Here is a 22436-nt window from a genome sequence, read left to right as displayed (position 1 = left end):
ACCGACCATGACCGACCGCCAGAAAGCCCCCATTTCCTCGCGCCGCAAGCCGAAACAGGTCCGCTCGACCGAACTCGTTTCAGCGATTCTTGAAGCAGCTATTCAGGTTTTGGCCAAAGAGGGTGCCCACCGGTTCACCACCACGCGGGTCGCGGAGCGGGCCGGAGTGAGTGTGGGCTCGATCTACCAATACTTCCCGAACAAGGCGTCGATTCTGTTCCGGCTGCAAAGCGACGAGTGGAAGCAGACCACGGACATGCTGTGCGCTATCCTGCAGGATGCGCAAAAGCCGCCGCTGGAAAGGCTGCGTGTGCTGGTCCACGCTTTCGTCAGGTCCGAGTGCGATGAAGCCGAGGTACGTACGGCGCTGGACGATGCTGCGCCGTTCTACCGTGATGCGCCTGAGGCGACGCAGGCCAGGGACGCCGGCCACCACGCCATCGAAGCGTTCATGAAGGAGGTCCTGCCGCATGTCGCGCCTGCCAAACGCGCCCTGGCTGGTGATCTGGTGACCACTACGCTCAGCGCAGTCGGCAAGGATTTCTCGGAGAAGCCGCGCACCGTGAAGGAAATCAGCACCTATTCGGATGCCATGGCCGATATGCTATGCGCTTATCTCACCAGTCTCGCGGCGGGCGCGTCGAGAACCAGATCGGAGTCCGCGTAAGCCACACAGGGCAGGATGTAGCCGTCGTTCTTTTCGTCGAAACTCAGGCCCGGCCACTCAATGCGATAGTGCACGCTGCCGCTGCGCAGCTTGCAGATGCAGGTGCGGCAGGTGCCATTGCGGCAGGAATGCGGCATCGTCAGGCCTGCACGCAGGGCCGATATCAAGAGAGTGGATTCCTCGTCCGTCTCGAACGATAATCCCCTTGGTTCAACTGCTACCTTAAACATTTACACCTCCAGCAAGGAATTTTACATGCCTCGTTACGTCGCGCTGCTTCGCGGTGTCAGTCCCATGAATGCCAAAATGCCGGAAGTGAAGGCCGCGTTTGAGCACGCGGGTTTTACCAACGTGAAGACGCTGCTCTCCAGCGGCAATGTGGCCTTTGATGCACGCTCCAGCACGGAGAGCGCGCTGGAACGCAAGGCCGAGAAGGCGATGCAGGAGGTGCTGGGCCGCAGCTTCTACACCATCGTGCGCTCATCGCAGCATTTGAATGCGATACTGGCGGGCGACCCTTACGCGGATCACGGCGTACCGCCGGAGGCCAAGCGGGTGGTGAGCTTCCTGCGCGATACGCCACAGCCAAAGACGGCGCTGCCGGTGAATATGAGCGGTGCCCAGATTGTGTGCGTGCAGGGCAAGGAGGTGTTCTCGGCCTACGTTCCCAGTGCCGATGGTCCGGTCTTCATGCGCCTGATTGAAAAAACTTTTGGCTCCGAGATCACAACCCGCACCTGGGATACGGTGCGCAAGTGTGCGGCGGCTTAAAGCAGTGCTATCCTTCAGCTCCCACTATCCAGCACCGCCGACGCCATGCAGAAGCTGCCCAATCTGACTTATCGCAAGCCCCAGCTGGGGCGCGACTACTGGGTCGAAGACAATTTCCTGCCGAATGCGGAGGAGATCTCCGAGCGTTGCTACACGCAGCAATACTGGGAACTGGGCGCGCCTTATGCCAACGAACCGTGGCCAGGCAAGCGCTCGCCAAAGGCGCTGCTGCCGTCCGAGCTGGATTACGTGGAAGCATGGGTGAAGAAGGTGACGGGCGCGAAGAAGCTGTGGCTGGAGTCCACGCCGGAAGGCACCTCGCTGAATCACAACTACGCGCAACTGGTGGGCATGGCCGATTCCGGTGCGCGTCCGCACACCGACTCGCGCAAATTGTGCCGCTATGCCTGCGTGATTTATCTGACGCCCGATCCCGACCCGGATTGCGGCACGTCCTTCTACCGCCAGCGCCATGCAAACGGCGCGCTGGGTGGCAATCTGTGCATGCCGCCACATACCAATCTGCGTGAAGCGCTTGGCGTGAAAGGCTTGCCGCTCGACGCCTGGCAGGAAGACGTACGCGTTGAAAACCGCTTCAACCGCATCCTGCTGTACCGCGCCAACCTGGTTCATTCCGCCAGCGGCTATTTCGGTTTCGACCACACAGACAAGCGCCTGACAGTCGTTTTCTTCTGGATGGCCTGATGGATGTCGATGCCGTCAAGGCGTATTGCCTGGGTTTGCAGGGCGCCACGGAATTGCTGCATGCGCCGCCCGTGAATGTGCTGAGCATGAAAGTCGGCGGCAAGACCTTCGCTTACTTCAAGACCAGCGAACCGGAACGCTGGCGCTTCAGCTTCCGCGTCACGCCGGACCGCTTCCTGGAATTGACCGGCATGCCGGGCGTGAAGCCCGCGCGCTACATGGCGCGCTATCACTGGGTCACTGTCGTTGAAGTACACCGCTTTCCGGCGGACTACCTCGCGGAGCTGGTGACCTGGTCCTACAACAAAGCGCTCTCCAGCCTAAGCAAGGCGCAGCAGCGCGCCATTAACGGCTGAAGAGAGCCGTCTTACACTGCGCGGCGGCGGCGTGCGGCGCCCAGGGCGGCAGCGCCCAGACCGAACAGGGCCAGCGAAATCGGCTCAGGTACGGCGTTCACGCCCAGGAAGCCATTCACGGAACCATTCAGGTCGTTGTTGCCGGCGTCGACTACGAAGCCCCAGGTTTGGCCGGCGGTGACGTTCAGCGAGGTGAAGATTTTGTCGTGGTTCGCCCAGTTGTTAGTGGACAGCAGTTTCAGGCCATCGTCGGTCTTCAGGTACAGGCTGGTGTACGAGTGGTACCAGGCAGCGAAAGAACTCCAGTCCAGTTCCAGGTTCAGCACGCCATCGTCAGCCGCAACAGTCGTGAACTCATAGTGCTGATTGAACACGCCGTGGCTGCCTGGCGAGGTGTAGCCGTACACCAGCAGGTCGCCGGAGGTGTCGGTCGTGCTGTTCGCAGCGCCGTTGTACATATCGCCGGTGTGCGTGACGGTCCAGTCCAGTCCCAGTGGGCTGGCGAAAGCCGCGAGTGGTGCAGCGGCAAGGCACAGGGCAGCAGCCAGGTTCTTCAATTGTTTCATTCTCGATCTCCTCGTTTGCAAAAATAATGCGACGAGGAAAAGCAAGTTACATGCCAATTAACATAAATGCTTGATTGGTAATAAAAAATTCTCGCAAGCATGAAACATTGCTGCAAAACTGTAAATATTTCCGACACTCGACCACGGCGTCATTTGTAGTCAAACTACTAAAGTGTTGCGTGCGCGCGATTGACTTCGCGCTAGTCCGGGCGCAGGATCGGCTGGCTACTCCGTAGCAAAAATACATAAATTAGGAGACAACGCATGCACTTCCGTCCTGCCCTGGGCGCGATGCTGCTCGGCTGTGCCTTGCTGGCCAGCCCCGCCGCTTATTCCGCCATCAATCCGAGTAGCCTCGGCGCCGCCTACGACGCCACCAAGTCCAGCATCAACTTCAAGATCTACTCCAGCCGCGCCACGCGCATCGAGCTTTACCTGTACAGCGCCGCCACCGGCCAGCAGGAAAAGGTGCACCTGCCGATGACGCTGGGCGCCGGCAATATCTGGAGCCTGAACGTGACCGCCAGCCAGCTTGCCGGCTACGGCATCACCGGCACCGTCTACTACGGCTATCGTGCCTGGGGACCGAACTGGCCCTACAACGCCGGCTGGACCAAGGGCACCGCCGTCGGCTTCATCAGCGACGTGGATGCCAGCGGCAACCGCTTCAATCCGAACAAGCTGCTGACCGATCCGTATGCGCTGGAAATCAGCCACGATCCGACCACGGCGACGATGAGCAACAGCACCATCTACGCCAGCGGTTCCCTGTATCGCAATATCGACAGCGGCAGCAGCGCACCAAAAGGCATCGTGCTGCAGGGCGATACGCAATCCATCGGCACCAAGCCCACGCGCGCCTTCAAGGACGACATCGTGTATGAAGCCCATGTGCGCGGCCTGACGAAGAATGACAGCAGCATCGCCGCTGCCTATCGCGGCACATACAAAGGCGCTGGACTGAAGGCGCCTTACCTCGCCAGCCTGGGCGTGACGGCGGTCGAATTCCTGCCGGTGCAGGAAACCCAGAACGACACCAACGATGCCGATCCGAATTCCGATACGGGCGATAACTACTGGGGCTATATGACCCTGGGCTACTTCGCGCCGGACCGCCGCTACAGCGCCGACCAGACAGCCGGCGGCCCGACCCGCGAGTTCAAGGAAATGGTGAAGACCTTCCACGACAACGGCATCAAGGTCTACATCGACGTGGTCTACAACCACACGGGCGAGGGCGGCCCCTGGAACAGCAGCGACAAGACCACCTACAACATCTGCGGCATGCGCGGCCTGGATAACCCGACTTATTACTCACTCACCAGCGACTTCCAGGGTCCGTGGGACAACACCGGCGTCGGCGGCAACTACAACACCCGCAACACCGTGGCGCAAAACCTGATCGTCGATTCTCTGGCCTACTGGCGCGATACGCTGGGCGTGGATGGCTACCGCTTCGACCTCGCTTCCGTGCTGGGCAACACCTGCCAGCATGGCTGCTACAACTTCGACAAGACCGACAGCGGCAATGCCCTGAACCGCATCGTGGCCGAACTGCCGCCGCGTCCTGCCGGCGGCGGCAGCGGTGTCGACCTGATTGCCGAGCCTTGGGCCATCGGCGGCAATTCCTATCAGGTGGGCGGCTTCCCGGTCGGCTGGGCCGAATGGAACGGCATGTACCGCGACATGGTGCGCCAGAGCCAGAACAAGCTGGGTGTGGCGGCTGTCACGACGGGCACCATGGCGACGCGCTTCTCCGGTTCTTCCGATCTGTATGGCGATGATGGCCGCAAGCCGTGGAACTCGGTGAACTTCCTTACTGCTCATGATGGCTTCACGCTCAAGGATCTCTACAGCTGTAATACCAAGAACAACAGCCAGGCCTGGCCGTACGGCCCGAGCGACGGCGGCGAGGACAATAACAATAGCTGGGACCAGGGCGGTATCGCGGCGGACCAGCGCAAGGCAGCGCGTAACGGCCTGGCGCTGATGCTGCTGTCCGGCGGTACGCCCATGATCGTTGGCGGCGACGAAGCACTGCGCTCCATCAACTGCAACAACAATCCCTACAACCTGGATTCCACCGCCACCTGGCAGAACTGGAGCTGGACCACGGACCAGAGCAATTTCCAGGCTTTCGCCAAAGGCCTGGTGGCCTTCCGCAAAGCCCATGCGGCGCTGCGGCCGGCGAACTTCTATTCCTCGGTCGATAACAACGGGAACGTGATGGAGCAGCTGCGCTGGTTCAAGCCGGATGGCAGCGTCGCCGACGCCACCTACTTCAACGACGCCAACAACCACGCCATCGCCTGGCGCATCGACGGCAGCGAATTGGGCGATACGGCTTCCGCCATCTATGTCGCCTACAACGCCTGGAGCGCCAGCGTGAACTTTACCTTGCCATGGCCGGGCAACGGCAAGAGCTGGTATCGCGTGACGGACAGCTGCGGCTGGGCGGAAGGCGCGGGCCAGGTGCGTACGCCGGGTGCCGAAGACTTCATCGGCGGTGAGAACTATGTGTACGGCATTTGCGGCCGCGGCGTCCTGCTGCTGATTGCAAAATAGTAGTGTTGCGCCGCGCGGGAAAATTTTTCCAGCAGGAAGTATTGGCGAGAATTTTCCGCGCGGCATGAAGTATACTCTGCCGTTCTGGCTGTATGGCCCCACACCCCGCGCCCCTTCAGCCCAACGAACCCCCGCTCCCCGGTTCGTACCGAAAAGGAGAAGGTTCTTGCGCCTGCTGACCCCCACTGAACATCGGCGACTCCGCCACCGGCCTTCGCGGTCGCGCCTGCGCGCGTCCTGCGCTGCCATGCGCGCCCGTCCTGAACCCAGCCTGGAGCTTGCCGTTGACGGCGTTCCCCTGGCTTGCGGCGGCAGCGCTTGCCCCGAGCGGGAGTACCCTCCTGCCAGCCGAGGTAGCAGACGCAAGTAACTCTTCCGTGACCTGTCAACCTGAGTTTTAAATGTGTTGCCATTCCGCCGGGATGCTTCCATAAAGCCTGTGACAGGCTGAGCCAGTCGGTGTAAAATCGACAATCTATGTCAAATATGCAAGTTTGTTGGCAGAAAAACCACGGCAATGTGGCGCAGTCCCAACAGACTTGAAAGGTTGTCGTACAAGTCTGTTCAGAAGGAAAGTGTAGTTTTCATTATGCAGTCATTAACAAGGCGCACAATGAAATGTGAAACTCAGCATTGAATTACCGTGCTTCATGTTATATAGTTAGCATAATGGTAATAGGTAATTCTCACATGGAACCCGATATGGATAACACGAAGGTGGTTGCGGTTGTAGGATTGGGCTACGTAGGCTTGCCGCTGGCAGTCGAATTTGGCAAGAAGCGCAAAACGATCGGCTTTGACCTGTCTGAATCGAAAATCGAGAATTACCGCCGTTTCTGCGATCCGACCGGCGAAGTGTCCGAACAAGATCTGCGCGCGGCAACTCAGCTGACCGTCAGTACCGACCCAGCCGTGCTGGCTGAGGCGGACTACATCGTGGTCGCCGTGCCGACTCCTGTTGATATCGCTCACAATCCCGACTTCGGCCCCCTGATCGGCGCATCGACCAGCGTTGGCAAGTATATGAAGAAGGGCGCCATCGTCGTCTATGAATCGACCGTGTACCCAGGCGCCACCGAAGAAGTCTGCATCCCGGTGCTGGAAAAGCATTCGGGCCAGAAGTGGAAGACCGATTTCCACGTGGGCTTCTCGCCGGAGCGTATCAATCCGGGCGACAAGCAGCACACCCTGACCACGATCCTGAAGGTGGTGTCGGGCGACGACGCGCCGACCCTGGATGCGATCGCCAAACTGTATGAGTCCATCATCACTGCCGGCGTGTACCGCGCTTCCAGCGTGAAGGTGGCCGAAGCGGCAAAAGTCATCGAAAACACCCAGCGCGACCTGAACATCGCGCTGATGAACGAACTCTCGATCATCTTCGACAAGATCGGCATCGATACCCTTGAAGTGCTGCAAGCTGCCGGCACCAAGTGGAACTTCCTGCCGTTCCGTCCGGGCCTGGTTGGCGGCCACTGCATCGGCGTGGACCCGTACTACCTGACCCATAAAGCGGACATGATCGGCTACCACCCGCAGGTGATCCTGGCGGGCCGCCGCATCAACGACGGTATGGCCAAGTTCGTGGCCGAGAAAACCGTTAAGCAGATGATCGCCGCCGGCTGCCACGTCAAGGGCGCCAAGGTGAACGTGCTGGGCCTGACCTTTAAGGAAAACTGCCCGGACCTGCGCAACTCGAAAGTGGCCGACGTGGTCTTCGAGCTGCAGTCCTATGGTCTGGACGTGCATGTGCACGATCCGGTGGCCGACAGCGAAGAGTCGGTGCACGAATACGGCATCAAGCTGGAGAGCTGGGACGCACTGCCGCAAGCGGATGCCCTGGTGGCAGCCGTGTCGCACAAAGAGCTGCTGGCACTGTCGCTGGGCGACCTGTCGTCCAAGCTGAATCCGGGCGGCTGCTTCATCGACGTGAAGTCGGCCTTCAATATGGCCGGCCTGCGTGAAGCGGGCTTCAGCGTCTGGCGCCTGTAATCTTGGAGACAGCAGCCGTGGGCAAGTTCGAGCAAGTGCAGGAACACCTGAAAGGCCAGCGCTATCACTGGCTGGTAACGGGTGCGGCCGGCTTCATCGGTTCCAATCTCGTGGAGGCCCTGCTCAAGCTGGGCCAGCGCGTGACGGGCCTGGACAACTTTGCCACCGGCCATCAGCACAACCTGGACCAGGTGCGCGAGCTGGTAGGTTCGGCCAACTGGGCCAATTTTGATTTTATCGAAGCCGATATCCGCGACAAGGACGCCTGCGCGCGCGCCTGCCAGGGCATTGACTTCGTGCTGCACCAGGCGGCATTGGGCTCCGTGACGCGTTCGATCGAAGATCCGCTCACCACGCACGAGACCAACGTCACCGGACATTTGAACATGCTGATTGCGGCGCGCGACGCGAAAGTAAAGCGTTTCGTGTACGCCGCTTCCAGCTCGACTTACGGCGACCATCCCGGCCTGCCGAAAGTCGAACACCAGATCGGCAATCCCTTGTCGCCCTATGCGGTGACCAAGTACGCCAATGAGCTGTACGCGGACGTTTTCGCCCGCTGCTACGGCGCGCAATCTATCGGCCTGCGCTACTTCAATGTATTCGGGCCGCGTCAGGACCCGGAAGGTGCCTATGCTGCGGTGATTCCGCAGTGGGTATCGGACCTGATTCGCAACCGTCCGCTGTTTATCAATGGCGACGGCGAAACGAGCCGCGATTTCTGCTTCATCGATAACGTGGTTCAGGCCAACCTGCTGGCGGCGACGGCTGAAAAGCCGGAAGCGGTCAACCAGGTGTACAACGTGGCGCTCAATGAGCGCACTACGCTTAACCAGCTTTACCTGATGATGCGTGAGCTGCTGCAGGTGCAATTCCCGCACCTGCACGAGCACAAGGCGCAGTACCAGGGCTTCCGCGCCGGCGACGTGCGTCATTCGCAAGCCGATATTGGCAAGGCGCGTGAGCTACTGGGGTTCAATCCTTCGCACCGCATCGGCGAGGGACTGAAAGAAGCTATGGATTGGTATGTCCGCAATCTGGCGGATCAATGATCCGCCGCACAACGAATTACCGGGGAAACTGCGTGGGGACGCAGCTCTTCATCCGGCAATAAGAAGCAGTACTGCGGGAGGGAAAAAATGCTAAGAATCTCCAACCACTATATTTCAAAGGTGGTGTTCAGCCTATTGTTTCTGGAAGTGATGATCCTGATTGGCTCGTTCTATGCTGGAGCGGGTCTGCGTTTCTTTGACGGCGATCAGTTCCTGTTACCTAAGCTCGATCACTTCTTCATGTCGGCCTGTATTTTCGCGGCCGCCATCGTGTTCAGCATGAGTGCGCTGGGCATGTACCAGATCAATTTCCAGGAAGGGCTGCGCAATCCCTTCTTCCTGCAATTGATGCCTTCTTTCGCCATGGGTTTCTGTATCCTGACCCTGGTATTCTATCTGGCGCCTGAGCTGTACTTCGGCCGCGGCATCCTGGTGATGGTGTATTCCTTTGCTGCCATCGGCATCCTGATGGCGCGCGGCATTTTCCTGAAGACTTCGCGTACCCGCTTCCTGGAGACGCGCATCATCTTCCTCGGCGGAGGTGCTCTGGCAAAGGAGTGCGGCGACCTGGCCGTGCGGCCGGGTAACTATCGCAAATACGATATCGCCGGCTTCGTGCCGGTGCCGTCGGAAGATGTGCAAGTGCCGCAGAATAAGCTGCTGCACCTGGCTGACGGCGGCTCTCTGGTAGCGCTGGCCAATGCCCAGCGTGTTTCCGAGATCGTGGTGTCGGTGCAGAACCGCCGCGGCGGCGCCTTCCCGATCAAGGAACTGCTGGAGTGCAAAACCTTCGGCATCCAGGTGACCGACGCTGCTACTTTCTTCGAGCGCGAAACCTGCCAGATCCGTGTCGATTCGCTGCAGCCTTCCTGGCTGGTCTTCGGCGGCGGTTTTGACCAGAGCTTCGCCCGCATCTTCATGAAGCGTTCCGTGGACGTGGTGGCCAGTCTAGCCCTGCTGGTGGCAACGCTGCCGGTGATGTTGCTGACGGCACTCGCGATCGTGCTGGAGGATGGCGCCCCTGTGTTCTACTCGCAGGAGCGCGTCGGCAAGGATGGCCACGTGTTCAAGGTGCTGAAGTTCCGTTCCATGTTCAAGAACGCGGAAAAGAACGGCACCCCGCAGTGGGCATCCAAGAACGACCCGCGTATCACGCGCGTGGGCAATATCATCCGCAAGCTGCGGATCGATGAACTGCCGCAGATCCTGAACGTGCTGAAGGGCGAAATGTCCTTCGTCGGTCCGCGTCCGGAGCGTCCATACTTCGTGGAGCAGCTGAACGAGCGCGTACCGTTTTACGATGTGCGCCACAGCATCAAGCCGGGCATCACCGGTTGGGCTCAGGTGCGCTATGGCTACGGTGATTCGGTGGACGACGCACTGCAAAAGCTGCAGTACGATCTCTACTACGTGAAGAACAACAGCCTGCTGCTGGACGTGCTGGTCCTGATCGACACCTTCAAGGTGGTGATGTTCAGGGGAGGCCGTTAAGCAGATGGGGCTTATGGAGGGCTGATGCCGACCAGCACCGCCGCATTCAGTTACGCCAGCGCTGCGCTGGCGTTTCTTTTCTTCTGTCTGTTGTTGCTGACCGCCTGGCGCCAGCGGCCGCATAGCCCGGTGCTGGCAATGGCCAGCCTGACGACGGTGGTGTGGGGCGCGGTGATGGCCTGGGTCGGCCTGGAGCCGCAACCGGCCCTGCTGGTCCACGGCGCCGAACTGCTGCGCGACGGCGCCTGGTGCGCTACCTTGCTGGCGCTGCTGGGCCATCTGCGCACGGGCATCGGCAAGCACCGCTCGCGCACCGTCACTGCCATTGCCGCCTTCTTCCTGCTGCTGTTTGTCGGCACCCTGGCCTCGCCCTGGATGCCGCATCTGGTGGGCTTCCACTTTACCGTCGTCGGCCGCCTTGGGCTGGCCGTGCTGGGCATGCTGCTGGTGGAACAGCTGTACCGCAACCGCGGCGTGCAGGAGCGCTGGGCCATCAAGTTTGCCTGCCTCGGCATTGGCGCCATGTTCGCCTACGATTTTTATATGTACAGCGACACGCTGCTGTTCCGCGATCTGAGCGAAGAGTTGTGGGCCGCGCGCGGCGTGGTGAATGCGCTGACCGCGCCGCTGATTGCGCTGTCGCTGGCGCGCAGCGAATCCTGGCCGGCGCAGATTGCCGTGTCGCGCCGCGTGCTGTTCCACTCGGCGGCGCTGGTCGGTTCGGCCATCTATCTGCTGGCCATGAGCTCAGCCGCTTACTACCTGCGTTATGTGGGCGGTTCCTGGGGCTCGCTGATGCAGCTGGTGTTCCTGTTCGGCGCCACCATTCTGCTGGTCGGCATTCTGTTCTCCGGCACCTTCCGCGCCTGGCTGAAAGTCTTCATCAGCAAGCACTTCTACCGCTACAACTACGATTACCGCGAAGAGTGGCTGGCCTTCACGCGCACGCTGTCGCAGCAGGGGCCGGGTCTGGGTGAGCGTACCATCACGGCGCTGGGTGCGCTGGTGGAAAGCCCCGGCGGCGCGCTGTGGATTCGCCGCGATTCGGGAAAATTCGAATCGATCGCCCATGCCCACACCATGCCGCAGACTGCTTGCGAGCCGGCCGACTCCGCCCTGTGCCAGTTCCTGGAGCAAAAGCAGTGGGTGGTGGACCTGGAGGAATACGAACGCGAACGTACCCTGTACGGCGAGATGGAACTGCCGGCCTGGTTGCACGCGTTCCCGCGCGCCTGGCTGGTGCTGCCCCTGCTGCTGCAAGGCCGCCTGTTCGGCTTCGTGGTGTTGCAGGAAGCGCGCAGCCCGGTCACCCTGAATTGGGAAGTGCGCGATCTGCTGAAGATCGCCGGCACCCAGGCTGCCTCCTATCTCGCCCAGCAGGAAGCCGACAGCGCCCTGATGCTGGCGCGCCAGTTCGATTCCTTCAATCGTCTGTCCACTTTCGTGGTGCACGACCTGAAAAACCTGGTGGCCCAGCTCTCTCTGCTGACTGCCAACGCGGAAAAGCACCGCGACAATCCCGAGTTCCAGCGCGATATGATGGAAACCGTGGATCTGTCGGTGCAGAAGATGAAGCTGATGCTGCAAAAACTGAGCCGCACGGCCTCGCCGGAGCGCGCCTCGCCGCTGGAAATCGGCCCGCTGCTGGCCCAGGCTGTGGCGCTGAAGGCGGCGTTTGAACCGCGTCCGCTGCTGGAAATCGGCCAGCCCGGCCTGAAGGTGCTGGCCGAAGCCGAGCGCCTGGAGCGCGTGCTGGGCCACCTGATCCAGAACGCCATCGAAGCGACGTCGCGCGAAGGCCGCGTCACCGTGCGCCTGAGCCGCGTGGGCGAAGCGGTGCAGGTGGAAGTCAGTGACACGGGCTGCGGGATGAGCGAAGATTTCATCCGTGAGCGTCTGTTCAAGCCGTTCGACTCCACCAAGTCGGCGGGCATGGGCATTGGCGCCTTCGAAAGCCGCGAATACATCCGCGAGCTGGGCGGACAGCTGCAGGTGCGCAGCAAGGTTGATCAAGGCACCACTTTCACGGTCAGTTTGCCGCTGTACCGTCAGCAATCCATAGAACAAGCCGCATAAGAGGACAAGTGTGAGCCAGACCAAACCGAAGCTGCTGATTATTGAAGACGACCCGGGACTGCAAAAGCAGCTGAAGTGGAGCTTCGATGAATACGATGTCGTGGTAGCGGGCGACCGCGAGGCCGCGCTGGCCCAGCTGCGCCGCCATGAGCCCGCCGTGTGCACCATGGACCTTGGCTTGCCGCCCGATCCGGACGGCGCCACCGAAGGCCTGGCGACCCTGCAATCGATTCTGGCGCTGGCGCCGGACACCAAGGTCATCGTCCTCACCGGCAACCAGGACCGCGCCCATGCGGTACAAGCCATCGCCATGGGCGCCTACGATTTCCACCAGAAGCCCTGCGAGCCGGAACTGCTGTCGCTGGTGATCAAGCGCGCCTTCTTCCTGCACGGACTGCAGCAGGAAAACCGCCGCATGCAGCAGAACCAGGCCGACAGCCCGCTGGCGGGCATCATCAGCCGCGACCCCGGCATGCTGAAGGTCTGCCGCCAGGTGGAGAAGGTCGCCCCCAGTTCGGCTACCGTGATGGTGCTGGGCGAATCCGGCACCGGCAAGGAAGTGATCGCCCGCGCCCTGCATGCGGGCAGCCCGCGCGCCAAGGAGCGCTTCACGGCCATCAACTGTGCGGCGATCCCGGAAACCCTGCTGGAATCGGAACTGTTCGGTTACGAGAAAGGCGCCTTTACCGGCGCGGTAAAACAGACCAAGGGCAAGGTGGAAATGGCCAACGGCGGTACCTTCTTCCTCGATGAAGTGGGCGATATGCCGATGCCGCTACAGGCCAAGCTGCTGCGCTTCCTGCAGGAGCGCGTGATCGAGCGTGTCGGCGGCCATGAGGAAATTCCGGTCGACGTGCGCATCGTGTGCGCCACCCACCAGAACCTGAAGGAACTGGCCAAGACCGGCCGCTTCCGCGAAGACCTGTATTACCGACTGTCGGAAATCGTGTTGACCATACCGCCGCTGCGCGAACGCGAAGGCGATGCGGTGCTGCTGGCCCAGCACTTCAAGAACCGCTTCAGCACCCAGGAGGGGCGCGGCAATCTGCACTTCACGCCGGATGCGCTGGCCCAGATCAGTCACCATGAGTGGCCGGGCAACGTGCGGGAAATGGAAAACATCATCAAGCGCGCCGTCATCATGGCGGACGGCCCGGCCATCACGTCGGATGATCTGGGACTGTCAGGCGCGCCGGAAGAAGAACAGCCGTTCAACCTGCGCCAGGTGCGCGACGAAGCCGAGTACAAGGCCATCGTCAAAGCGCTGGCCCAGGTCGAGGGCAATATCGTCAAGGCTTCCGAACTGCTGGGCGTGAGCCGCCCAACCTTGTACGACCTGATGGAACGTCACGCAATCAAGGCTTCCGCTTCCTGACTCTCGCTGCTGCCGGAACGGCGGCGGCGCTTGCGTTTCGGCGCCACCGCTTTCAGATTGCCCGCCAGGGCCAGCAGCATGAACAGGATGGTCAGGCGCGGCACGTCCGTGATGGAGTCGAACAGGCCCACCATCATGCAGCCCGTCATGGCGGCCAGGAACACGGCCGCCTGCAAGTCCCCACCCAGTCCGCGCGCCACCAGCGGTGCACCGACCGCGATCAGGAAGAAGGCCGTGACCACGGCGCCAATCCATCCCAGCTCGAATACCTGATTCACCGCGAAGTTCTTCACGTGGAAAGGCATGTGGTTACGGTCGCTGCTGAAGAACCAGTAATCGTTGGCGTCGCTGAAGTTGCCGTTCCTGATCAGTTCACGGCCCGTATCCAGTTCGCGCAGGCTGACGTTGTCGATGTCCAGCAGGCCACCGGCATCGCTGGACAGTTCCAGCTGGATCGGCGGACCAAACGGTCCGCGGCTGCCCGCTTCAATCGTCACTACGCTGCTATTGTGTTCCCAGCCTTCCTTCCACTGCTTCTGCTGCTCGGGGAAGCGGATCGGCGTGCAGTTCTGCGGATAGATCAGCCAGCGTTCGCACACCAGGGCACGCAACTGGATGGTCTTGTTGGGGCGGCGTGTATCGACCGACAGCTCGTAGTGCTTGCCGGCCTGGACGTCCACGTGCTGCAGCATGCGCAGCACTTCGCCGTAGCCGAGCGAGAACTGCGTGGCGCCGAAGCGCAGGAAGCGGTTGTTGCCGTTTTCTTCTTCGTAGCGGAAGGTGCCGGGCATTTCGCCGTGGGTGTTCTTCCACAGATAAGTTTCGGGATAACGGCCCAGGCCCTGGCCGAAGGCCTGGGTCAGGCCATCGCTGTCCATCATGTCCAGCGCTTCGCTCCAGTGCGTGAGACGTACGCCCATATCATCGCCCACGGTCGCGAAGCGGCTGCCGGTGTAATAGCTGCCCGCAATCGGAATCAGGGTGCCGAACACGATGGCGGCAAAGAAACCCATGGTCAGCGTGCCGCGGTCCAGACGCCACAGGCGCTGTGGCAGCAGGCGGCTGGCCGCCAGCGCTGCGGCCACGGCCAGCACCAGGGCAATATCGGGCAGGGCGGCATTGCCGGACCAGTGATATCCGACCATCCCGCTGGCGACGCCAATGGCAGGCAGCGCGCCGAGCGCCAGCGCCAGGCCGAGTGGCCGCTGTTCTTCGCGGCCGAACACCAGCAGGCCGGTACCCGCGGCGCACACGGCGCCCGCCAGCAGATAAGCCATATACGCATTCTTGTCGGTGGCGGCGCCGCTGGCCAGCATTTGCAGCAGACCGTCGGCGGCCAGCAGGGCAATCGCGACGCCGATCGCCACCAGCCAGTGGCGCAGGCGCGGCTCGGCTCCCGCGACGACAATGGCCGCACCCAGCAGACCAAGGCAGGCCAGCAGGCCGCGATAGCCGCTGCTCTCGAATACGCGCACCAGCACGAAGGCCAGCAGGGCAAGCAGCAGCAGGGGCGCCGCCATGGTGCCGGCGCGCAGCGACCCGCTGCGCACATGGTGGGCGGAGCTGAGCACGGCGATAACGCCGCCGGCTGCGGCATAGGCGAGATAGATGTCGCGCGAGAAGGTGGTGAAGCCGGCGAAGATCCCCAGCAGCAGGCAAATCAGGCCAGCCGCCAGCCGCGCGTGGTGATGGTGGGCGCCAATCAGCCACAGGGCGACGAAGGGGAAGGCCATCGCCAGATAGGCGTCCAGCGCCGCGCCACCGGTGTGCATGGCGGAGAACGGCGCGGTAGGACGGTAATCGCTGGCGAAGTTGAACAGGCCTGGGAACACATTGCGCTCCCAGATCACGGCCAGGCAGGCCGCGCACAGGCCGAGCAGCATGCCCGGCACGAACAGGCGGCGGATATTGGCGCCGTCCGTACCCGCGCTGTGGCGCAGCAGGGGCAGCAGGGCCAATGGCCACAGGAAGCCCTTCAGCACGCGCAGGCCGTTATAAGGACTCATATAGTTGGCGAAGGCATTGCCATCCATCGGCGCCAGCGGCAGTACGCCGCGCACGGCGCCGATCAGCACTGCCACCATCAGCAGGGCCAGCGCGCCGGCCGCCATGCCGGGCAGCCTGGTGGGAGGCTTGTCGCGGCCCATGCGCGCGTAGCCGGCAACGCAGGTCGCCAGCAGCAGCATGTCCAGCTCTTCGAGGTAGAACCAGCCGGTCCAGGGCGCGAAGTCCAGCACCGGAAGCAGGGCCGGCACCAGCAGCAGCCACCATTCGGGGCGGTACAGCAGCACGCCGATATAGGCCGCCAGGCCAATGCCCAGCAGTGCTTTCGGGGCGGGATAGTGCAATGCCAGCAGGACGAGCAGCACCAGCGCCGCAAGCGCGCCAAGGCGCGCGGCGATCATTCTTATCATTTGACGGCTTCAGGCTTGGGCGGCTCTTCTTTGGCAGCTTCCGGCGCGCTGGCGGTGGCCGGCGCCGCTGGCTCAGCTTCGGCTTCCGCCGGTTTCGCTTCAGGCGGTGGCGGTTCCACCCATTTTCCAGCGCTGACCAGCATCTGTTTCAGAGCAGGCAGCGGGAAGCCGGCGGCGTAAGCTTTCTGCGCATGCGGCAGTGCGGCCACGAACTTCTTCTGCTTGGCGTAAATCAGACCAAGGTTGTAGTTCACGGCAGGATCGTCGGGTTCCAGCTCCGCGGCCTTTTCCATCATGGTGACGGCTTTGTCGGTCTGGCCTTTGAAGTACATATATTGGGCGTACAGCGCCCAGGCAGTGCCGTCGTCCGGCTGGAAACGCACGGCGCGCTCGAAATAGCACTCTGGAGGACGCTTCCAGCCCGAACTTGGGTCGACGTCCGGCTTGTTGGGCCGCGTTGCCAGGCGCAGCACGGTGGTCAGCGCACGCGGGTGGTTGGGGAAAGCACGCAAGGTGTAATCCAGGTCGTCCGTCAGACGGCCGGTATTACCCGCCACGCCGTTCTCCACGCTTTCGGTGAAGTGGGCGCTTTCCACCAGATGCTTCGCTTCGGGATTAGGCAGGCGATAGTCGAAGGGGCCGTAGGCATTTTCCAGATTGCCGCAATACGGCCCTTTGGCTGCGCTGGCGGCGCCGGCTACGAGTACCAGCAGCAGTGGCGCCGCGGCTTTTGTCAGGAATTTGTTCATGCGTCCTCCATACTGCCTTCGGTGGCCGGGCTGGTTTGCTCGGCCAGGGTGATGTGTTCCAGCAGGCGGCCCAGTTCGGCCGTGCGTGCGCGGCGCGATGCGCCTGCCACGGCGGCCGCTGTGGCCAGCGGCGCCTGGCCTGCTTCCGCCAGCTTCAGGAAGCGCAGCAGGCCGGTCCTGATGCCTTCCTTGCTGTCCAGCGGCGCGATAGTGTCCACGCCGGCCGCGCGCAAGGCGGCAGCGGTGTCGCCAATGGCATCGGTCAGCGCCAGGATAGGGCGGCGGGCGCGCAGATATTCGTACAGCTTGGCCGGAATCTGGTGATTGCAGTTGGTAGCCTGAAGTACCAGCAGGCCGTCGGCCGTCAGCATTTCGGTCAGCGCGTCGCGGTAGGCGATGTGCGGCGCCAGACTGACTACGCTGGCGATGTCGTATTTCGCGATCAGGCCGTTCAGGTAATCGTCATGTGCCGTGGCGCGCAGCACCACCTGCAGGCGCTGCGGCGTGATGGCGCCTTCTTGCAGCAGTTCGGCCAGCGCTTCGAACATCGGCACCGGGTCGCGCTCGGACGGATAAATGATGCCGCTATGGATCAGCGTGAAAGGCCGTCCGGCAGGGCGCTGGTAGGCCTCTGCGGCCGCGGCGGCATTGGTGAAGTTCTCTTCGTCGTAGCCGTTCTCGATCACGACAAAGCGGCTGGCCGGTATCTTCGGGTAGCGCTTGGTGTAAGTGACGATGGCGCCCGGCGTGGTGCACACGGCCACCGTGCAGTTGTAAATCGTGCGGTCTTCGATCCAGCGGAAGACTTTGCGCGTGGTGGGATTGGTGGGATAGTCCACATCCGTCATCGGATCGCGCAAGTCGGCAATCCAGGGCAGGCCGGTCAGCTTGTGCAGGGCATAGCCGATCAGATTGGCGGTGGCGATCGGGTAGGTCGACCAGATCACCTGCGGCTTGTAGCGGCGGATCATGCGCAGGCCGGCCGGCACGCCGCCCAGGACCCAGGATACCCAGCGGTCCGGCAGCGCGGTCCAGCCCAGGTAGCGGCCACGGAAAGCCAGCTGGCGCGAGGAATCCAGGGCGAAGGCGCGCTCCACCACCGCTTCCTTCGCAATCTCGCCCATCTGGTCGTCGCCGCTATTGGTGTAGGCGCGCGGATGCGCGGACAGCACCAGCGGCTGCCAGCCCAGGGCCGGCAGGTATTGCGCAAACTTCAGCGTGCGCTGGATACCGCTGCTGCCACGCAGCGGCGGGAAGTGGAACGCGATCATCAGGACACGCTTTACCATGCGCGCACCCATTCACCGGTCCATGCGGCCACCTGGTCGCGCCATTCACGGCGCGAGAATGTGTGGTCGGCCGCCTCCAGGGTGTGCTGGCGCGCGCGCGGCGCAGCCATCAGACCCTGCCAGCGGCGGTTTGCCTTCGTCATGTCGAGAAACTCCTGTGCCGTCAGATCGGCGCCACTGAAAATGAAAAGAACCTGCCCGCCGAAGCGCTGCATGCCATCCAGCATGCGGCCATGCAGGCCGGGGCCGCCCGCCGGCGCGCCGATCGAATACACGGGTGCCGGCGTGGCCGCTGCCGGTTCGGCGGCGGGCGCCGCCTCCGCTTTGCCGCGCGCCTGGCCCAGCACGCCAAAGAAGGAACGCAGCGCGGCGCCGGCATTGAACTGGCCGGAGAAGATCTTCTTCCACAGCGCCGGCGACAGCAGGCGGTCGCGGTAATAGTGTTTCAGCGTGGCGCGCGCCAGGCCGTCTTCGGTACGCGCCCAGGGATTGAGCAGCACCAGGCCGGTGACGCGTGCATCGCTGTGGGCGTAGAACATGGCGGCCGATGCGGCGTCGCACAGGCCCCAGATCACCACTTCTTCCAGGCCGGGCACGGCTTGCTGGAAGGCGTCGATGGCGGCGCGCAGATCTTCTTCCACCATCTCGAAATTGCGCATATCGCCGCTGCCGTCGCCCATGCCGCGGTAGTCGAAACGCAGCGCCGGAATGCCCTGCGCGGCCAGGTCGCGCGCCAGCAGGGCGAACTGGCGGTGGCTGCCGGCGCGGTACTGCGGGCCGCCGACCACGATCAGCACACCGCGCCGCGCAGGCGCAGTGGAAGGACTCAGAATACCCACCAGCTGCTCGCTGCCGCAGCTGAAGGCCAGTGCTTGTTCGTCAGCTTGCATACATGGCCTCGTGCAGCGCAGTAGTGGTGGCCTGCAGCAGTGCGGGCGCTTCGGCGATTTCCTGGCTGGCCCAGAAGGCCGGGCCCGGCACCGCATGGCCGGTGGCGTCGGCACCGTTGACCTGCCAGGTCTGCAGCACGCGCGCGGCGGCCGGCGGCAGTGGGCGGCCCGGTTCGGCCACCATTTCAAACCAGTGGATGGGGCACAGCGGCGGCATGATGCGCGTGGCGTCCATGCTGTCGATGGCTTTGGCCAGTTCGGCCGACAGGGTGTAGCCGGCAATCTCCAGCGACTCGCCCTGGTCCAGCAGGGCGCGCAGGGCGGCCGTGCCGCCGTTCTGCTGGCCGTCGGTCAGCATCTGGGCCGCCACTTTCAGGCGCAGGAACTGGGTCAGGAAAGCCTGGCCGCTGGCGACCGGCTGCCACAGCAGCATGGCGGCCGGCATATGCGGCGACTGGCGCGCATAGTCGAGCGCCAGCAATGCGCCCAGGCGCAGTCCCCACAGACCGACCGGCTGCAGCAGGCTGTCGCCCAGCTTTTGCTCCAGCCAGCGTTCGGCACGCGCCACGTCGGCCAGCCAGGTTTCCCAGCGTGCTTCGCTGAAGTCGCCCGCGCTGTCGCCGCAGCCGTGCAAGTCAATCTGCAAAATGGCATAGCCCTGCGCCGCCAGTGCGCGTGCCTGCTGAGCGGCCATGCGGCGCGCCTTGTTCATCTCTTCCGCAAAGGGATGCAGGTAGATGAAGGCGCCGCGGCATGGGCCATGCGGCGCGTGGTACAGGCAGAAGCGCGCTGCTGCACCGCCGTCCAGGAAGAACGGGTGGGCAGGCGGCGCAGGATGGGTGGTCATGCCGTCAGCTTGTGTTTGACGAAGGCAGCCAGGCTGCCCAGGGTGGCGAAGGTGGAGGCGCTGATTTCGTCATCGTCCACGGTGAAGCCGAACTGCTCTTCCAGCGCGCCGATCAGCTGCACCACGGCCATCGAGTCGAGCTCGGGGATGCTGCCCAGCAGGGCAGAGTGTTCGTCCAGCTGCCGGCCGGATGGGCCGAGGGCCAGCGTGTCGATCAGGATGGTTTTTACTTCGTCGAGATACTGCATTGATTAACTCCGTTACTCCGTGGTCTGGGGTTGCGCCAGCTCGGCGGCTGCGGCCGGCGCGGTTTGCGCGGCTGGCTGGACGGGCTGGGCATGGCGATTCTGGATCAGGCGATGCAATTGCAGCAAGCCTGGCCAGCGGTAAAGGTTGACATGGTACATGGTCCGGATTTCCTCGGTCCAGCGGGTATGCCAATCCATGACCTTGCCGTAGAACTCCAGGCGCGCGAAGCGCTGATCGTTGAACAGCTGCTGCACGCATTCCTCGCGCATCAGCAAGGTCGGCGACAGGCTGGAAGGCACCGACTCGTCATAGGTGGTTTTCAGCACGATGATGCAGCCATTGCCTTCAATGCAAAGATCGGTGGCCACCAGCTGCTCGCCGAACCAGTAGCGGTAGACGCAGGCGGCGCCGCGGCGGGCAAAGTTCTCCAGCATGCTGGTGTAGAAGCGGCCCTGGGCATTGTCCGGATGGACCGCCGTGCCGCGTTCCGCTTTCCAGCCGGCGCTTTCCAGCCGGCCGTAATCGGCAATGGCCTGCGCCATCTGTTCCGGGGCGCGGAAGGCTTCCAGGCGCGGCACCGTGCCTTCCTTTTGCAGCTTGGAGCGCTGTTTTTTCAGGTTGCTGCGCAGGTTCTTGCCGCGCGCATTCCAGTAATCTTCAAACGTTCCGGCCAGGGTGACGCGGGCGGTGCGGATGTAGTCGGCCGTATTCAGCTGGCCGCTTTCGCTGGGACGCTGTTCCAGCTGCGGATCGCGCTGGGTCAGGCCCAGCATCAGGGGCAGGCCGGGCAGGGCGCGCAGCAGGGATGCCAGCAGTTCCTGCAGATCGGCGGCTGGGTCGTGCAGCCACAGGCTGAGGGGCGACTGCGAAGGCTGGAAGGTTTCCCAGGCGCCGCGGCGTTTGCGCACGACGATGCCCATGGCAACGACACGGCCATGGCGCTCGCAGATGGCCAGCTGTTCCTCGCCCGTGCCGAAGCATTCCAGCAGCGGCTGGACGAAATCAGGTTCCAGCAAGGGAGTGCGGGTGGTAGCCGCGTTCAGGGCCTTCCATTGTTCCGCGTGGGCGGCAAAATCGGCCGCGGGCAGCAGGCGCCAGCTCATGAAGCCTTCACTTTCTGCGCCAGAACCACGCTGCGCACTTTTTCGATCATCCAGGCCATTTCGCCTTCGCGCATCTCCTGGTGGCATGGCAGCTGGAGCACACTGCGCGACAGGTTCACGCTATTCGGGCATACCGCGGCATCCACGCCCGGCCACAGGAATTCGCCGAAGCGGATCACCGGCACCCGGTCCATCTTCAGGGCGCGGAAAACGGCCTGCGGGTTATCCACCAGCATGGGATAGACCCAGGGGTAGACATTGTCCGGCAGCGCCGGGAACAGCGGACGCACGCCTGGCAGGTCGGCCAGGGCCTGCTGCAGGCGCAGGTAATTGCGGCGGCGCAGGGCGCCCATGCGGTTGCGCGACACCACACGCAGCATGACGCGCGAAAACATGGAGGAGCGTTTGTCCAGCCAGCGCGGGTCGAAACCGAAACCGCCATCGGACGATCCCGGCGCCAGCGACTGCGCGCCCGGCTGGCGGTGCGCCTTGATCTGGGTCCACAGCAGGGACTTCAGTTTCATCGGCACCCAGGTCAGCGCGCGCAGTACACGCAGGCGGCCATGCGAGAAGCCGTCTTCCAGGGTATTGACCATGACCTTGGCTTCAAAACCCAGGCCAGCCGATTGCGGGTTGACCTTGTCCAGCGAGCGGCGCGACGACACCAGCAAGCCGCCCTCGTAAATTGGGAAGAATTTCATGCTGCTGGCAATGGCGAAGTCGCCCCAGGAGCCGAGCGGGCGTCCCTTGTGTTCACCGAGGAAGGAGTGGGCGCAGTCTTCCAGCAGCATAATGCCCTTGCTGTCGCAAAAAGCGCGCAGCGCGCTCAGGTCCTGCGGGAAGCCGAAATAATTGGTGGCCATCAGCACCTTGCAGCGGCCATCCAGCTTGGTGGCCACGTCGTCCAGATCGACCTGGGTATTCGGCTGGATGCGGTAGAACACGGGGGTGGCGCCGGCCCAGATCACCGGCTCGATCATCGAGGCGCAGTGGTAGGACGGCACCAGCACGGCGTCGCCCGGACCGACACCGGCCTCGCGCAGCGCCAGGGCGATCGCCACGCGGCCGCTGGTCACGTAGCGGCGCGGTCCGGCGTCGAGGATGGAACGCACGGGACCATGCAGGCCGCGCAGGAAGGAAGCCATGGAGAGCGGAGGGCTGATCGGCAGGTGCGAGCGCGGATAATCGTGCGCTGCGGGCGTCAAACCGCCATCGGAACGAACCTGATCGGCGGTTTCGCCGGATTTAACATCTGAAATACTGAAGTTCCCCATGGGCT

Annotated in this window: 20 protein-coding genes; 10 read left to right on the top strand and 10 right to left on the bottom strand. The window is 62.9% G+C overall.

Going from position 1 to position 22436, the window contains the following annotated elements; all coding sequences use genetic code 11:
• The first annotated feature begins 7 nt into the window (after positions 1-7).
• A complete protein-coding gene (locus AB4Z19_RS26800; RefSeq protein ID WP_442023787.1) occupies positions 8-667 on the top strand; it encodes a TetR family transcriptional regulator in 660 nt (219 codons plus the stop codon).
• Here AB4Z19_RS26800 and AB4Z19_RS26795 read toward each other — a convergent pair.
• Entirely contained in the window at positions 613-897 is a 285-nt protein-coding gene (locus tag AB4Z19_RS26795) for a 2Fe-2S iron-sulfur cluster-binding protein (protein WP_442023785.1), read from the bottom strand. The two genes, AB4Z19_RS26800 and AB4Z19_RS26795, sit on opposite strands and share 55 nt — an antisense overlap.
• A gap of 25 nt (positions 898-922) precedes the next feature.
• Between AB4Z19_RS26795 and AB4Z19_RS26790 the strand changes: the two genes are divergently transcribed.
• The 3 genes from AB4Z19_RS26790 to AB4Z19_RS26780 are packed head-to-tail and all read left to right on the top strand — an operon-like array spanning position 923 to position 2499.
• Positions 923-1438: a DUF1697 domain-containing protein gene (locus AB4Z19_RS26790; protein ID WP_442023783.1), complete on the top strand. Its 516-nt coding sequence runs from the start codon at positions 923-925 to the stop codon at positions 1436-1438.
• Positions 1439-1483: 45 nt separating this feature from the next.
• Positions 1484-2143, top strand: a complete 660-nt coding sequence (locus AB4Z19_RS26785) for a DUF6445 family protein (RefSeq protein WP_442023781.1) — start codon at positions 1484-1486, stop codon at positions 2141-2143.
• Entirely contained in the window at positions 2143-2499 is a 357-nt protein-coding gene (locus AB4Z19_RS26780) for an MmcQ/YjbR family DNA-binding protein (RefSeq protein ID WP_442023779.1), read from the top strand. Before AB4Z19_RS26785 ends, AB4Z19_RS26780 begins: the two co-directional genes overlap by 1 nt.
• Positions 2500-2510: 11 nt before the next feature.
• On the opposite strand, the gene AB4Z19_RS26775 is transcribed toward AB4Z19_RS26780, so the two are convergent.
• Positions 2511-3065 carry a PEP-CTERM sorting domain-containing protein gene (locus AB4Z19_RS26775; protein WP_442023777.1) on the bottom strand — a complete coding sequence of 185 codons (555 nt, stop codon included), beginning with the start codon at positions 3063-3065 and terminating at the stop codon, positions 2511-2513.
• 264 nt (positions 3066-3329) lie between these two features.
• Between AB4Z19_RS26775 and AB4Z19_RS26770 the strand changes: the two genes are divergently transcribed.
• The 6 genes from AB4Z19_RS26770 to prsR all read left to right on the top strand — a co-directional run bounded on the left by AB4Z19_RS26770 (position 3330) and on the right by prsR (position 13616).
• Positions 3330-5630, top strand: a complete 2301-nt coding sequence (locus tag AB4Z19_RS26770) for an alpha-amylase family glycosyl hydrolase (RefSeq protein ID WP_442023775.1) — start codon at positions 3330-3332, stop codon at positions 5628-5630.
• Positions 5631-6332: 702 nt separating this feature from the next.
• A complete protein-coding gene (locus tag AB4Z19_RS26765; RefSeq protein WP_442036627.1) occupies positions 6333-7622 on the top strand; it encodes a nucleotide sugar dehydrogenase in 1290 nt (429 codons plus the stop codon).
• A gap of 2 nt (positions 7623-7624) precedes the next feature.
• Positions 7625-8674, top strand: coding sequence for an SDR family oxidoreductase (locus tag AB4Z19_RS26760; RefSeq protein WP_442036625.1), 1050 nt, complete (start codon positions 7625-7627; stop codon positions 8672-8674).
• An 87-nt stretch (positions 8675-8761) separates the two neighbouring features.
• The gene (locus AB4Z19_RS26755; protein ID WP_442036623.1) at positions 8762-10165 is read left to right on the top strand and encodes a TIGR03013 family XrtA/PEP-CTERM system glycosyltransferase; all 1404 of its coding nucleotides are present in this window, start codon (positions 8762-8764) and stop codon (positions 10163-10165) included.
• 24 nt (positions 10166-10189) lie between these two features.
• The gene (gene prsK / locus AB4Z19_RS26750; RefSeq protein WP_442036621.1) at positions 10190-12241 is read left to right on the top strand and encodes an XrtA/PEP-CTERM system histidine kinase PrsK; all 2052 of its coding nucleotides are present in this window, start codon (positions 10190-10192) and stop codon (positions 12239-12241) included.
• Between the two features lie 10 nt (positions 12242-12251).
• On the top strand, positions 12252-13616 hold the full coding sequence (gene prsR, locus AB4Z19_RS26745; RefSeq protein WP_442036619.1) for a PEP-CTERM-box response regulator transcription factor: 1365 nt from the start codon (positions 12252-12254) through the stop codon (positions 13614-13616).
• Here the strand turns inward: prsR and AB4Z19_RS26740 are convergent.
• The 8 genes from AB4Z19_RS26740 to AB4Z19_RS26705 are packed head-to-tail and all read right to left on the bottom strand — an operon-like array spanning position 13589 to position 22431.
• A complete protein-coding gene (locus AB4Z19_RS26740) occupies positions 13589-16030 on the bottom strand; it encodes a hypothetical protein (RefSeq protein WP_442024933.1) in 2442 nt (813 codons plus the stop codon). The two genes, prsR and AB4Z19_RS26740, sit on opposite strands and share 28 nt — an antisense overlap.
• Positions 16027-16779 carry a tetratricopeptide repeat protein gene (locus tag AB4Z19_RS26735; protein WP_442024931.1) on the bottom strand — a complete coding sequence of 251 codons (753 nt, stop codon included), beginning with the start codon at positions 16777-16779 and terminating at the stop codon, positions 16027-16029. Before AB4Z19_RS26735 ends, AB4Z19_RS26740 begins: the two co-directional genes overlap by 4 nt.
• Positions 16776-18068, bottom strand: coding sequence for a glycosyltransferase (locus AB4Z19_RS26730; RefSeq protein WP_442024929.1), 1293 nt, complete (start codon positions 18066-18068; stop codon positions 16776-16778). Before AB4Z19_RS26730 ends, AB4Z19_RS26735 begins: the two co-directional genes overlap by 4 nt.
• Complete coding sequence (locus AB4Z19_RS26725; protein ID WP_442024927.1) at positions 18062-18958, bottom strand: hydrolase 1, exosortase A system-associated; 897 nt, start codon at positions 18956-18958, stop codon at positions 18062-18064. The genes AB4Z19_RS26730 and AB4Z19_RS26725 overlap by 7 nt, the downstream gene beginning before the upstream one ends.
• Positions 18948-19805, bottom strand: a complete 858-nt coding sequence (locus AB4Z19_RS26720; RefSeq protein ID WP_442024925.1) for a hydrolase 2, exosortase A system-associated — start codon at positions 19803-19805, stop codon at positions 18948-18950. Before AB4Z19_RS26720 ends, AB4Z19_RS26725 begins: the two co-directional genes overlap by 11 nt.
• A complete protein-coding gene (locus AB4Z19_RS26715; protein ID WP_442024923.1) occupies positions 19802-20053 on the bottom strand; it encodes an acyl carrier protein in 252 nt (83 codons plus the stop codon). The genes AB4Z19_RS26720 and AB4Z19_RS26715 overlap by 4 nt, the downstream gene beginning before the upstream one ends.
• Before the next feature lie 12 nt (positions 20054-20065).
• The gene (locus tag AB4Z19_RS26710; protein ID WP_442036617.1) at positions 20066-21157 is read right to left on the bottom strand and encodes a GNAT family N-acetyltransferase; all 1092 of its coding nucleotides are present in this window, start codon (positions 21155-21157) and stop codon (positions 20066-20068) included.
• Positions 21154-22431 carry an aminotransferase class I/II-fold pyridoxal phosphate-dependent enzyme gene (locus AB4Z19_RS26705; protein ID WP_442023332.1) on the bottom strand — a complete coding sequence of 426 codons (1278 nt, stop codon included), beginning with the start codon at positions 22429-22431 and terminating at the stop codon, positions 21154-21156. The genes AB4Z19_RS26710 and AB4Z19_RS26705 overlap by 4 nt, the downstream gene beginning before the upstream one ends.
• Positions 22432-22436 lie beyond the last annotated feature (5 nt).

The organism is Pseudoduganella sp. RAF19 (assembly GCF_052114165.1).
Lineage (GTDB): Bacteria > Pseudomonadota > Gammaproteobacteria > Burkholderiales > Burkholderiaceae_D > Rugamonas.
This window is presented reverse-complemented; position numbering and strand designations above follow the sequence as displayed.